8 protein-coding genes and 2 pseudogenes are annotated in these 13204 nt (G+C 69.9%); 3 read left to right on the top strand and 7 right to left on the bottom strand.

Going from position 1 to position 13204, the window contains the following annotated elements:
* Nucleotides 1-14 precede the first annotated feature (14 nt).
* Nucleotides 15-575: a MauE/DoxX family redox-associated membrane protein gene (locus ACFVYE_RS27930; RefSeq protein WP_383975903.1), complete on the bottom strand. Its 561-nt coding sequence runs from the start codon at nucleotides 573-575 to the stop codon at nucleotides 15-17.
* A 531-nt stretch (nucleotides 576-1106) separates the two neighbouring features.
* Here ACFVYE_RS27930 and ACFVYE_RS27925 point away from each other — a divergent pair.
* Nucleotides 1107-4187: a BTAD domain-containing putative transcriptional regulator gene (locus tag ACFVYE_RS27925; protein WP_389607617.1), complete on the top strand. Its 3081-nt coding sequence runs from the start codon at nucleotides 1107-1109 to the stop codon at nucleotides 4185-4187.
* 152 nt (nucleotides 4188-4339) lie between these two features.
* Here ACFVYE_RS27925 and ACFVYE_RS27920 read toward each other — a convergent pair.
* The 5 genes and pseudogenes from ACFVYE_RS27920 to ACFVYE_RS27900 form a co-directional block, all read right to left on the bottom strand.
* A pseudogene (locus tag ACFVYE_RS27920) lies at nucleotides 4340-5773 on the bottom strand (IS1380 family transposase).
* Nucleotides 5774-6208: 435 nt separating this feature from the next.
* Nucleotides 6209-6475 (bottom strand): annotated as a pseudogene (locus ACFVYE_RS27915) (ISAzo13 family transposase); the annotation flags it as partial.
* 186 nt (nucleotides 6476-6661) lie between these two features.
* Nucleotides 6662-7183 (bottom strand): hypothetical protein, encoded by a 522-nt coding sequence (locus ACFVYE_RS27910; protein ID WP_389607588.1) that lies wholly within the window; start codon nucleotides 7181-7183, stop codon nucleotides 6662-6664.
* A gap of 130 nt (nucleotides 7184-7313) precedes the next feature.
* Nucleotides 7314-8183 carry an ABC transporter permease gene (locus ACFVYE_RS27905; RefSeq protein ID WP_389607587.1) on the bottom strand — a complete coding sequence of 290 codons (870 nt, stop codon included), beginning with the start codon at nucleotides 8181-8183 and terminating at the stop codon, nucleotides 7314-7316.
* A complete protein-coding gene (locus ACFVYE_RS27900) occupies nucleotides 8180-8794 on the bottom strand; it encodes an ABC transporter ATP-binding protein (RefSeq protein ID WP_383975909.1) in 615 nt (204 codons plus the stop codon). Before ACFVYE_RS27900 ends, ACFVYE_RS27905 begins: the two co-directional genes overlap by 4 nt.
* 413 nt (nucleotides 8795-9207) lie before the next feature.
* Here ACFVYE_RS27900 and ACFVYE_RS27895 point away from each other — a divergent pair, with 413 nt between their 5' ends.
* The gene (locus tag ACFVYE_RS27895) at nucleotides 9208-10569 is read left to right on the top strand and encodes an NAD(P)-binding domain-containing protein (RefSeq protein ID WP_389607586.1); all 1362 of its coding nucleotides are present in this window, start codon (nucleotides 9208-9210) and stop codon (nucleotides 10567-10569) included.
* A gap of 25 nt (nucleotides 10570-10594) precedes the next feature.
* Nucleotides 10595-11815 carry a wax ester/triacylglycerol synthase domain-containing protein gene (locus ACFVYE_RS27890; RefSeq protein ID WP_389607585.1) on the top strand — a complete coding sequence of 407 codons (1221 nt, stop codon included), beginning with the start codon at nucleotides 10595-10597 and terminating at the stop codon, nucleotides 11813-11815.
* A 62-nt stretch (nucleotides 11816-11877) separates the two neighbouring features.
* Here the strand turns inward: ACFVYE_RS27890 and ACFVYE_RS27885 are convergent, their stop codons facing one another.
* Nucleotides 11878-13194: a wax ester/triacylglycerol synthase domain-containing protein gene (locus ACFVYE_RS27885; protein ID WP_389607584.1), complete on the bottom strand. Its 1317-nt coding sequence runs from the start codon at nucleotides 13192-13194 to the stop codon at nucleotides 11878-11880.
* Nucleotides 13195-13204: the final 10 nt, after the last annotated feature.

Below are 13204 nucleotides of genomic sequence, written 5' to 3'. Positions count from 1 at the left end.
CAACTCCTCATGGGTCAGCGAAGACTGCGGGCCGTGCCCACAGTCGGATTCTTTACGGGCCGGAAGAGGGCGAGAATGTCGTCGAGCGAGGCGATAAAGGCACCGATCGTCATGCCGACGAACACGGTCAGCAGCACCCCGCCCGGCTCCGGGTCTCCCGGCGCTGAAGCCGTCAAGGCACCAGCGCAGGCGGCGGCACCGAGCACGGCATTGCGCGCCATGTGCGGTATTCCGAGGGGTGTCGTTGACCTGCCGAAGCAGCGACAGGGGCTATGCACGCCTCGGCGTAACGCCAGGGCGATGCCAGCGGAGAAAGCCGCCAGCAGTCCCGCCGCGATCGCGAATGCGGCCACAGCTACTTCCGTCACTGGCATGGCCAGCAGCACGCACACAAGACTCTCGGCGCCGACCACCGTCCACGCCATCGGCTGAACGAGCGCCTGCGGAACCACCCGCATGTCCCGGACGGACGACACGAACGCGCCTAGGGCGGACCGCCCTGCCAGCTTGCCCACGACGGACATCAGGAACACGACACCGACCAGTCCTCGGGCTCCGGCTGCCACGTACTCCACTGCTCCTCCTTCGGTCGGTGGCGGCCCCGGACCCGGTTCGAGGGCCGGGCGGAGGAGCCGTGCGGCGGCGCGAGGCCACCACACGGCTCAGGCCGCGCATGCCGTTCCGTCAAAAGCACTCGTAGTAGCCGGGTGTGCAGTAGCCGCACCCGTCGTAGTGCCAGGCGCTGTTCCCATCGCTGCACTCAAGCCGGGTTTGCCACCACGTGTTGTCGGTCGAGCTGCATCCGCTGCCACGCACGCAGCGGATGCAGGTTTTGCAAGCCTCCGCGGCTGCGGAGGCATCCAGCTGCGGGACCAGGTGGTCCAAGAGCCTGCTTCCGAGCTTCTCGAGCTGTTTACGCATGTCACGCTCCCTGAGATCGGGTGAATGGGCGGGAACCCGGCCGAAAGGACCAGGACCGTGTGCTCACCATGGCAGGGCGGTTTTCGGGAAATCTTCGGAGAGTCTTGAATCGGGCTTGGGCCCGCAGGTCGGCGGACGGTAGGCCTTTACGCGACACGACCGTGCGGAAGGCGGGCCGGGTGGCTATGCGATTCGGGGTTCTGGGCTCAGTCGAGGTGTGGCAGGACGGTGCGCCAGTGGCCATCGGGCACGCACGGCAGCGGCTTGTCCTGGCGGCGCTGCTCCTCGATGCTGATCGGGTGGTGCCCGCGGACGTGTTGCTAGAGAGAGTGTGGGGCAGTCGGATGCCTCGCCAGGGGCGAGCAGCGCTGTACGGGTATGTGTCGCGGCTGCGGCAATCAATGGCGGAGTCGGGAGTGGCCATCAATCGGGAGCAGGGCGGCTACCGGCTTGCCGTGGAAGCGGGAGCGGTGGACGTGCACCGGTTCCGCGCCCTGGCGGGCGCGGCGCAGGCGCTGAACGCGGACGAGCGGGCGGCAGCCTTGTGGGCGGAGGCACTGGGGCTGTGGCGGGGGGAGGCGTTCCTCGGGGCAGACACCCCGTGGTTCAACGCCCAGCGGACCCTTCTCACTAGGGAGCGACTTGCCGCGCAGACCGACCTGGTGGAGGTGCGATTGCGACTGGGGCATCACGTCCAGGTGCTGGCCGAGTGTTTTACTCGGGCGGAGGCACAACCGCTGGACGAGAGGGTGATCGGGCAGTTAATGCTGGCGCTGCTCCGGTGCGGGCGGCAGGCTGAGGCGCTCGAGTGCTACGAGCGTGTCCGGCGGCAACTGGCCGATGAGCTGGGCGTCGACCCCGGTGCGCTGCTGCGGCGTCTGCACCGGCAGATCCTCGCCGCCGACCCTGCCCTCGCCGTGCCCGCCCCGCGCTCCGCAGCTTCCGGACCGGCAGGCCTCCCTGCCCCTCGGCGGACCGCATCAGTGGCAAGCCAGCACGCCCCGGTTTCGGACCGGCCGGACAACCCCATCGGAACCGCTCGTGAGGATCGGGTAGGGCCGAACATGCCGCAACTGCCCCCCCGCCTGCTTCCGCCGTCCCCGTCCCCGTTCGTGGGCCGGGAAAACGAGGTGGCCGAGGCCTATCGACTGCTCCGCCAGGAGACGTTCGGTCCGGTGACCCTGTTGGTCACCGGACCGGCCGGGGTCGGCAAGACGGCCTTCGCCGTGCGCATGGGGCATCTATTGACCTCCCGTTTTCCGGACGGTCAGCTCTACGTGGATCTGCGGGGCTTCGGTGACGAGCCGGCCGAGCCGTTCGCTGTCCTGGGAGCCTCCCTGCGGGCGCTCGGCGTACACGGTGGAGCGATACCCCCGGACGTGACCGGGCGAATCAACCTTTACCGCACCCTGCTGGCTCAGCGCCGGACACTCGTCGTGCTGGACAACGCGGCCGACGCGCCTCTGGTGGACGACCTCTTGCCGAGCGGAGAACACTGCGCCGCCATCGTCACCAGCCGGACCACCCTGGCGAGCCTGAGTGGTGTCCGGCTCCCCCTAGGAGTCCTCGACCCCGGGGCGGGGCTGGCTCTCCTGCGTGAGATGGTGGGCGCGGACCGGACCGCCGCGGAGTCCGACTCGGCCCGATCCATCGTCGAAACCTGTGGTGGCCTTCCCCTCGCGGTATGGGTCACCGGAGCGCGACTGGCCGCACGACCGCACTGGGAGCTGGCCAAGGTCGCCCGTGCGCTCGCCGACGAGCAACGCAAGCTTGATGAGCTGGCCGTCGGCCACATCGCCGTGCGAGCCAGTTTGGAACTGACCTACAGGAGCATGGCTCCCGTGATCCGGCACGCCCTGAGGATGCTCGCCCTGCTGCCGGGGCCGGACGTCGCCGCCTGGGCCCTGGCCGCGCTGCTGGACGTGGACCTGGGCCGCGCGGAGGCCGTGCTCGACGAGTTGGTGGATGTCCATCTGGTGGAAGTTGGGGCGGCTGGTGCCACCGCAGCGCGCTACCGGCTGCACGACCTGGTGCGGCTGCTGGGCCGGGAACGAGCAGAACGGGAGGTCAGTCCACAGGACCGCACGGCCGCGCTTACTCGCCTGCTGGGCGCGAGCCTGCACCTGGCCGGCCTGGCTGCGGACACCCTCAGCGTCGACTTCCAGGGCACCTCGCAGGCGGGCCTGGCATCCTGGCGGCTCTCCCCGGCCGACACCACCCAGATCCTTGCGGACCCTCTTGCCTGGTTCAACGACGAGCGCCAGCTCCTCATCGACGTGGTGGACCAGGCGCTCGACAGAACCGAGATCGCGCCGGCCGCCGGGTTGGCCACCACGCTGACGACGCTCTTCCAGATCGGCAGCCACTTCGACGACTGGGAACGGACCCAGAGCCGGGCGCTTGAGGCGGCACTGAGCAGCGGAGATCAGCGCAGCGCCACCCAGCTCCACCGCTGCCTGGGCGAACTCACCACCATCCTCGACCGGTACCCGGAGGCGCTGAATCACTTCGAGCAGGCGCTACAGCTCGCCGACGGCGAGGGCCGGGCCTACCGTGCCAGTGCAACAGCCGGGCTGGCGTACGTACACCGCCTTTTGGGCCAGTACTCCTCGGCCGTACATCATTTCGAACAGGCTGCCGAGCTGGCCCGAACGGTGGAAAACGTCAACTGCCTCGTCTACGCCACCAACGGCATCGGTGTCATCTACCTCGAGCAGGGGCGTGTAGAAGCGGCCATGGAACAGTTCACGCACTGCCTGCGGGCGAGCCGAGAAGCGGGCTACCGGCCCGGAGAAGCCCAGGCCCTGCGATGCCTGGGACAGGGCCACCGGGCACGTGGCGCCTACCCCACTGCCGCAGAATGCTTCCGGACGGCCGCCTCGATCAGCGAAAGTCTGGGCGACCGGCTCACCACCGCACACGCCACCTGCTGGCTGGGGGACGTCCTGGTGCGACAAGGCGCTGATGCGGAGGGGCGCCGATTACTGGCCCGCACCCTTTGGACCTACCGGGAGTTCGGCAATCTGTGGGGCGAGGCGGCGACGCTCTATGCACTCGCCGAGGCGCAACTCGTAGCAGGACGTCCAGCGTCGGCCTGTCGACGCGCCGAAGCAGCCATCAGACTGTGGCGACAGATCGGCTCCCGGACCTGGCTGGCCGTAGGCCTCGATACCCTGGCCAAGGCCCACACCATGGCTGGTGACCTCGTGGCCGCAGCCCGCACTCAGGACGAAGCCGCAGCAGTGCGGGCGGCCTCGGACACCTAACCTCCCCGCTTCAGTTGGGTCGGCTGAGCCGGATTGGTTGCGATGGCGGTGGCTGTCGGCTGTTTCTCGTCCGGCGGGCATGGCTGAGGCCCGGCGCGTGGTCGGGTGCTCCAGGTCCTCGTGTAGTGGGTGGTCAGGGACGAAGTCACTGGTCAGGTGACCGGTCTTGGCAGGGCCGCGAGACAGGCAAAAGCATTCGCCAGCTCGTGCCGCCATGGCCAGGTGACGGCGATTCACAGGTGGAGGCGGCGGCCTCCGCGGGTGAGGCGGGCGGCTGCATGCAGCAGCCGGTAGCGGAGCTTCTTGGGCTCGGCATCGGCGAGTTCGCCGTGCAGGAGCAGGGCGCGGGTCCAGGCGAGCAGGTCGATCGCGGTCAGGGACAGCTCCAGCCAGGCCGCGTTGATATGGAAGTAGCGGGAGGGGAAGCGGCCGAAGCCGGTGGTCTTGCCGCAGCGGATGCGGTCTTCGACCCGGGCGTGTGCGCGGTGGCGGACCTCCAGATGCTGCACGGAGCCCTCTCCGTAGGGGGTGTCCGTGAGGAAGACCTGGTGGCGCAAGCCTTCATCGAGGTCGAGCAGGGAGAGCTGGGTACCGGGGTGCGGTCGCTCGCGGCGGACGATGATCCGGGTGCCGTCGGGATATCCGGTCAGGTCGACCATGCCGATCAGGTCGGCGACCTCGGCTGAACCGCGTAGGGAACCGTCCTGCTCCAGGGCCGGGTGCCAGACCTGCCGGGGCAGGGCCCGGATCGCGCAGCGGACCGGTTCGGTGACGGGGTGTCCGACGGAGAAGCGCGTCTGGATGCCCTGTTGGCGCAGGTTGCGTAGGTGGGTCAGGAACGCTTTGGTGCCGCCTGCGCTGTCGGTGCGGATGAGGATGTCGGTGCCGTGGCGATGGGCATCGGAGATCTGTGCGAGTGCGGCGTCCAGGACGGTGATGTGGTCGCTCGCGGTGTTCGCGCCGGCGTTGCCCGGCCGCAGCATGCCTGCCAGAGCCTCGCCGGTGTTGTCCAGGAAGCACAGCAGCGGATGGAAGCCGAAGCCGTGTTTGTAGGTGGCGGCTGCCTGTTCCTTCTCGGAGTGGCAGGTGACGAGGGTGGCGTCGAGGTGCAGGACCAGGCCGGGCAGGTCGCGTCCGCCCGCGTGGGAGACCGGTATCCCACGCCGGGTCTCGGCGGCCTGCAGCCGGGCGGTCTCCCGGGCGATTGCGCGGGCCGTGCGCAGTGCCGCGAGTGCGGTGGTGTCGATGTCGGCCAGGACGCGCCATGCAGTGGGGGTGGAGGCCACCGGACCGAACACCTCGCGCTGGTCACGCAGGAGGGACAGATCGGCGATTGCCTCGCCGCCGTCGGCGAGCATCACCGCCAGGTCGACCGCCACCCGGCCCGGATCGTGGCCGGTGCCGCGCGGCCGCAACCGACCCAGCACGTTGGCGAAGGAGCCGGTCAGGCCGGTGGCGTCGGCGAGATCCGCCAGCAAGCGGGATCCGGCATGACTGACCACCCCTCGGCCGTCGGCCGAGACGACGAGCTTGGGACGCGACCCGGTAGTGTGCACGCAGAAAGTGCCTTCCTGCTGTGATGACAGAAGCCCTGGACAAGCCTCATCGTCCCAGCTCAGAACAATGCCAGTGAGTTAGCGAGTACGTGCTGATCAGAGGCTTGCCGATGGCGAGTTGAGGCGGGTTTGTCCTCTGGTTGCGTTCTGTGGTTCGTCGCTTTCGGTGATGCTGACTTGAAGGCCAGGACGCGGCAACGGAGCTCCCGGTAGGACAGAAGATCGACCAAGATCCGACCGTCCGCAGGGGAACTCCGTTGGACGTTCGGTGTGTCATTGCCTGCCCGTCGTCCACCAACCTCGCAGGCCAGGATGGCCTGTTGTCCCGGAGTCGGCCAGGGAGGTGCCGGCGGCCGCGAACCGGGCCTCCACTTCGAAGAACTTCAGCGGCACTGCGAAGCCCAGCCGGTTCGCCCCCGACTTGTTCCGCAGCCGCTTCATGTCGTCTTCGAGCAGCGTCCAGACCTCGACCAGCGCCAACAGTTCAGGTCGCAGCCCCGTATCCACCTCGACGGCTTTCTTGCGCCCGCCGCCTCCGGGGCGGCGGACCCGACCCAGCGGGTCCGCCCCCCGCTTCCCACTCGTCGACGCCCTTGCGGACGGTGGTCTCGCCGGCTTCGGCCGCCTGCGCGAAGGCCCGGCTCCCGCCGTGTCCCGGGATCCGGGCCCCGGCCCCGTCAACAGACGGCGCCGGCACTCGTCCAGGTGCGGAAACAACACCGCGAATCCCACAGGCGCGGTCTCGCCTGGAGCTTCCGTACCGTCGGCCAGGGCTACGACCACGGCCTCGACACCCTTGCGCGCAGCTACTGAGTCGATGTGGCCGACCGAGGCCGTCGGGTCGGACGACGGACGGAAACGCCAGGCGACAGAATGAAACGTCGGACTGCGGACGGGGGCGTCATCCGAGGGGTCTCGCTACCAGCCGGCCTTTACCCCGTTGTAGGCCTTACGGCAGTCGGCGTTGGTGGCCTCCACGGCGAGCTTCTGCATGGCGTTCTGCCAGACTTTCTTGGCCACCTTCTCCAACTCCCTCGTCTGGGCGGGGATGTTCGGGGCGTACTTCTTGATCGTCCCGATGGCGGAGGTGGTGAACTTGTTGCACGCGGGTCCGGCGGCGTTCCGGTAGCGGGTGTCCAGGTCCGTGGCCACCGCTTGGCCGTTCTTGGTGGCCCAGTTGTTCCAGGCCGCGCACGCCTTCTCGGTGAAGGCCTGCTGGTCGGCCTCGCTCAGGTTCCCGACCTCGTTCAGCATGGCGCTCTGGACCTTGTCGGGGACCGTGAAGTCCGCGACGGGGAACTTGTCGAGGGTTGTGAGCAGCGCTTCCTGACACGCGGGCGGCAGCGGAGCCGCCTGCGCGGAGGTGGGGAAGGTCAGGGCGGAGGCGGACAGGAGAGCCGCGGTGAGGACCGTGCTCCGGACGGTACGCGAAAGGGTCATGGGGATGGTGCTCCTTGTGTGAAGAATGAAAAATGTGGTGGTCGGGCGACGATCAACGCCCGGTTGCAGAACGATCTCCGGCTCCCGCAGGTCACGGCAGCTTCAGGCCAGACGGCCGGTGGCCCGCCGGTCAGGTGGGTCGTACGCGCTGTGCGGCTGCGCCGGGCTCCGGCACGTGCGCGGGCGCGCCCGCGTTCACACCGGGTCCGGAGCGGTCCGGGGTGCGTCGCTTCCGTTCCGGTGGGAGTGCGTCGCGGGTACGCCGGCGGAAGACCATGAACCCGGCCAGCGCCGCCCCCAGAAGCCAGAGCAACTGGATCGCGAGGCCCTGGGCCACCGGCGCGGTGGAGAAGGCCGCGGACATGCTGGCCTGCACGGCTCCGTACGACGGCAGGAAGTGCACGACGGCGCTGTCCGACCCGGAGCTCGACAGGGGGTTCTGCAGGGCGACGTCGATGATGCTGATCATCAGGATGGCGAACATGCCCTCCACCTCACGGCGGAGCACCGAGCCGAAGACCACTCCGAGCGCGCCGTAGGTCAGGGCGGCGCAGAACAGCGCGGCAGCGAGCATGAGGGGCTGTCGGGGGGACCAGGCGAAGCCCGCGGCGGCCGTGGCGTATGCCGCGACGGCGGCGCAGACCAGGGTGAGCGCGGACAGCTTGGCGAGGACCAGGTGGTGACGTGGGTACCCCGCCATGGCCAGGCGCCGGTCGAAGGCACCGCCCGTGAAGGTGGCGGCGAACATCATGAACCCGGCGATCAGGGTGACCGCGTTCAGCGCGCCGGTGATCTGGGTGAGGTGATTGCCGGGCGGGGTCAGGACCTCGCCCGTGGCCCGCAGCCGGAACGGCGCCGGCCGGTCGGGAATGGTCATGTAGGCCAGGGCGATCCACACGGGGATGTACAGCACCACCAGCAGCATCGCGAACCGGTTGCGGGCGTGACCGATCAGCGCGTACCGGGAGGCCGTGGTGAACAGGAGCCAGTGCCGCCTCATGCCGCCGCCTCCGAGCACCGGTCCTGGCGGTGGAGGCGCCCGTCCTCCAGGCGCCACAGCTGGTTCAGCCGTTCGATGTCGTACGCCAGGTGCGAGACGACCAGCACCGAGCGTCCGGCGTCGCGCAGCCTTGTCGCCAGCTCCCAGAAGCGCAGGTACGTCTCCCAGTCGAAGCCCTGGTAGGGCTCGTCGAGCAACAGCACATCCGGGTCGTGCATGAGTGCGAGGGTCAGGTTCAGCTTCTGCCGTGAGCCGCCGCTGAGCAGACCCGCGCGCTGGTCGAGGTACTCGGTGAAGGCCAGGGTCTCCATCACTTCCTCGGCTCGCCGCAGGTCCGGCAGCCCGAAGGCGTGCCGGAAGAAGTCCAGGTGCTGGCGGACGGTGAAGGAGTCGTCCAGGACGACGGACTGCGGGCAGTAGCCGAACCTGCCGCTGTGGTGCACCGAGCCCCGGTCCGGCCGGAGTTCGCCGGCGAGGATCCTCAGCAGCGTCGTCTTGCCGGCGCCGTTCTCCCCGACGATCCCGGCGAGGACCCCGGGCCGCAGCCGGAGGTCGACACCCCGTAGAACGGCGTGCTGCCGGTAGGAGTGGTGCACATCTGTGACGTCCATCGCGCTGCTCCGTCGTGCCAGGTCTTCCGGATGGCCACGGAAGCGGTTCGCGTCTTCCGATGGGCGGCGGAACCGGTCCGCCCGTGCCCAACGAGCAGGCAGCTCAACGGAAACGGTGCTCAGGAGCGGTTCCGTTCCACGGCGTCAATCCGGCACACACCGCGTCACACGTGCGGCGGCTTTGCCGGCGGAAACAGGTTTCGGGGCGACCGGGCGGCTAGCGTTGCCAGGGCTGCGGGTCGGCAGGTCCGACCGGGTTCCGCCCGGGTCCTCGGGTCAGGTACCGGGCCCGGGCGTCCAGGTCCGCCCATCCCGACGCCGTCGCCGCACCCCTCTGGCGGTCCCGTTCACGTGGATGCCGGAGATGTCACGCACGCGCGAGAAAGGTTCGGTCAGTCATGCGGAGAACGTGTGTGATCGGTGCCGGCCCGTCCGGCCTGGCCGCGAGCAAGGTCCTTGCCTCGCGGAACGTTCCGTTCGACTGCTTCGAGGCCGGGTCGGGCATCGGCGGACTCTGGCGGTACGGCAACGACAACGGCATGTCGGGGGTGTACGCGTCCCTGCACGCGAACATCTCGAAGGAGAGCATGTCCTTCTCCTCCCTGGCCATGCCGGAGACCTACCCGGTCTTTCCGCACCACAGCATGGTCCTGGCCTATCTGGAGGACTACGCCGCGTCGTTCGGCCTGCACCGCCACATCGTGTTCGGCACGAGGGTCACCTCGGTGCGGCCCCTGGACGACGGCGGCTGGGAGGTGGTCTGCCGGCGCCGTGGCGGCGTGGCCACGGAGACGCGGCGCTACACAGAGGTGGTGGTGGCCAACGGGCACCACTGGGATCCGCGCCTCCCGGCCCCCGCCGTGCCCGGCGCCGAGGAATTCGAGGGGCCCGCGATCCACTCGCACGACTACCGCACTCCTGACCCGTACGCCGGTCGGCGGGTGCTGGTGATCGGCATGGGCAACTCCGCGTGCGAAATCGCGGCGGAGATCTCGCGTACGGCGGCGCGGACGTTCCTCTCCGCGCGCGACGCGGCCCATCTGTTCCCCAAGATGCTGCTCGGCCGTCCGGCGGACCATCTGGTGTGGAGCCCACTGTCCGATCTTCCGCGGTTCCTCAAGGATCCGGCATTGCGGCTCCTCCTGCGGCTCTCCCGCGGTGCCCCGGCTCGTTACGGGCTCCCCGAACCGGTCCGCGGACCGCTCGTCGGCCACCCCTCCACCTCCGACGAACTCCTCGTCCAGCTGGCCCGGGGCGCGATCAGGCCGAAGCCCGGCGTCAGTTCCTTCGGCCGGGACACGGCGGTCTTCAAGGACGGCAGCCGTGAATCGGTGGATGCCGTGGTGTACGCCACGGGCTACAGGATCTCCTTCCCCTTCCTGGAGCCCTCCGTGTTCGCCGTATCGGACGGCCGCACGGAGCTCTATCTGCGCACGGTCCCGCCCCGCATCCCCGGGCTCTACTTCATGGGGCTCGCGCAGCCCTCCGGTGCGGCGTTCCCGCTGCTCGAACCGCAGGCGGAATGGATCACCGAGCTGATCCAGGGCGCGGTCGCCCTGCCGTCGCCGACGGACATGACGCGGGCGATCGCGCGTGAGTGGCGCCGCCATCGCAAGACGTACGTGTCCACCTACCGCCACGGGATCGAAATTGACTTCCGCTCCTACCGAAGAGCCCTCCGCCGGGAACGCCGAGCAGGCAGGCGTCGCGCACGCGGCGCCGTCCCGGCCCTGCCCGCCGTGGCCGGCCCCGCCCCGGCGGCCGACGCCTTGTGATCCGCTCAGCCAGGTGTTCCACCGGATGTCCGGCACGCACCAGTTGGCGGTGGGGTGGGCGGTGCGCTTCCATGGGGAGCCGCCCTCACCGGACGCCCTGCGTCGGCACGTACGGGCCAGGCTCGCGGACCTTCCGACGCTGACCCACCGTGTCGAAGAGGGGCTGGGGCCTCGTCCTTGCTTCGTTCCCATCCCGGACCTCGACCTGCGTCAGCATGTACACGATCTGCTCATGACGGATCCCCGGGAGCAGTGGCAGAACTGTCTCCAGGAAGTGCTGATGCGGCCGCTGCCGGCCGCACCCCGCCCGCCCTGGGACCTCTGGCTGATTCACGGGTACACCGGACCCACTGGCCTGCCCGAGTACGTGCTGGTGTTCCGCATCCACCACGCTCTGGAAGACGGCGCGGGGCACCACTACGTACTGCGGACGCTGTTCACCCCCCGCGTCGCAACGCAGAGGTCGCCCGGCGTCCAGGACACGTCTTTGCCCGCCAACAGCGGGGGGCGGGTCTCCTCCCGTGCCGTGCTGGGCATCATGAGCGACGTCGCCCGGAGCCTGCGGGGCAGCGGCACCTGGTCCGTGTTGCGTCGGCCGCCGACGGGGAAGCTCGCCACGGCCGTCGGGACGGTGCAGACCCGGCGGCTGCTCGCTGTCTCTCGGGCCCTCGGTACCGACGTCAGCGCGGTCTTCCTGACCGCGCTGACCGGGGCGATGCGGGCTGTTGCCCTGGCCGAGGAAGAGCGTCCGGCTCCTCTCACACTCCTCTGGCCCCTGTCGGTCCGGACCGGTGGCGAACGGGGCGCGGTGGGCAACTTCCTCACCATGGTGCGTCTGCGGCTGCCCTGTGAGGAGCCCCTTCCTCTCCGCCGTCTCGCCTCTTTCTCATGTCAATTGGAGCCAGGGCGCGTCGAGCGGAGGATGCAGACCTCCCGCGCTCTCATGCGGCGCGCGCCGCGTCCGGTGAGTCTCGGCACGCTGCGGCTGCTCATGCGTCCGCGCCACGCCTCCCTCACCGGCACCTACTTCCCCGCGGCCGTGCCACAGCCGGTCCTCGGTGAGGCACGGTTGGACGGCGCGCTCGGGCTGGGGGCTCCGCTGCCCGGTCAGCTCTGTCACCTGACGCTGCTCAGGTACCGGGCCGAGTGCACGCTCTCCGTCGTCCACGACACGGCCTTCGCCCGCGGCGCGGACCTCCCGGGGCTGTGGCTGACGGCCCTGGCAGAACTCGAAGCAGCGGTCTGACAGGGACGGCTTGGCCGGGGGCCGCACCCGAGCGATCGGTACGGCCCCCGGCGCCTGCGCGTTCACACCGGCGCAGAGGTTCCCTCCAGTTCACCCACGGCCTGCTCCCACAGTTCCGGAAGCAGTTCCCCGAGAGGAAGGGCGCGGTCAGCCACGAAGGACGACTCGGTCCAGTTACCGAAGAACGACAGGCCCACTCCGAAGAGGTGCCCGGGCACGAGCAGGGGGAGCAGGGCGACGCCCGTCACCCGGCTGTCCCCCAGGCTTCCCTTGTCGGCGACCGGCATGGACGTGGCCATGACGTCGGTGACTCGCGGGGAGAGCATCCTTCGCAGGTACCACTCGGTCGGGCGGTCCGGCATGTAGTGGACCAGGTCCTGAATGGCCTGCCGCCAGGCCTCGCCCCGCAGTTTCCGGGTCGTGGCCATGACGTGCTCCAGTCGCCTCAGGGGCGAGTCGCCGTCCCGGGATCCGGTCCCGTGTTCCGGGGCGGTCCGCACGGGCAGCTGCAGCGGCAGGGCGAAGCAGCGGTTGCCCCAGGTCTGTTCCTCGTCCGGGCGGCGTGCGTCAACGGGCAGCAGCGCCGTCACCCGAGGAAGCGGTACACCGGACCGGGCCGACCAGGCCGACAACGCCCCGGCGAGCGCGGCCAGATGGACATCGTGGGCCGATCCGCCGTGTGCCGCAGCGATCCGGCGGAGGGCGTCCGCCGGTACGCGGCCCCGCCACAGCCGCCGCTCTCCCGTGGGGACGAAGGGGATGGCCGGACGGTGGCCGCGAACGGCGAGGGAGCCGGCCAGGAACATCGTGGTCAGCCCGACTGCTGTGCCCACCCGTCGGGGCAGACCGGCCAGGCGGCCCTTCCTCAGCACCGGGCGGGCCGAGGGCTCCCCCTCGCCCAGCATGGCCCGGAACGTCATCGCGGCGGCCGAACCGTCCTGGCAGGCGTGGTGGAAGCGGTAGCACACGGCGTACTCATCAGGCACATGGCCGTGGACCAGCCAGACCCCCCAGTAGGTGCCGGGCGCGAACGGCGCGTCGAGCGCGGTGTTCAGGGCGGTGTCCCACCCTGCGGGGCCCGTTGCGACCACCTCGTGGACGTGCCGGTCGACGGTGAAGTCCGTATCCGGCCGCCACCGGGGGCGCCGTGAGCCGCCCTCGACCCGGCTCGTGAGCAGGGGCAGCCGGCCCAGGCGTGAGCCCACGTACGCGCGGAAGTCCGCCAGGCTCGGGGGCGGACCGCTCAGGTACGCGACACCGCCGGCGTCCCAGCGGACGTCGGGGTGGCGGCGCTCCATGCTGAGGAACGCGCGGTCGACCGAGTGGGCGGGGTGGCTGGGGAAGAGAACAGACCGGGCTGACGGATCGGACACGGGCATCGGGGAACTC

It is taken from the genome of Streptomyces sp. NPDC058239 (assembly GCF_042882185.1).
Taxonomy (GTDB): domain Bacteria; phylum Actinomycetota; class Actinomycetes; order Streptomycetales; family Streptomycetaceae; genus Streptomyces.
Note: the sequence above shows the minus strand (reverse complement) of the source record. Positions and strands in the feature narration are given on the sequence as shown.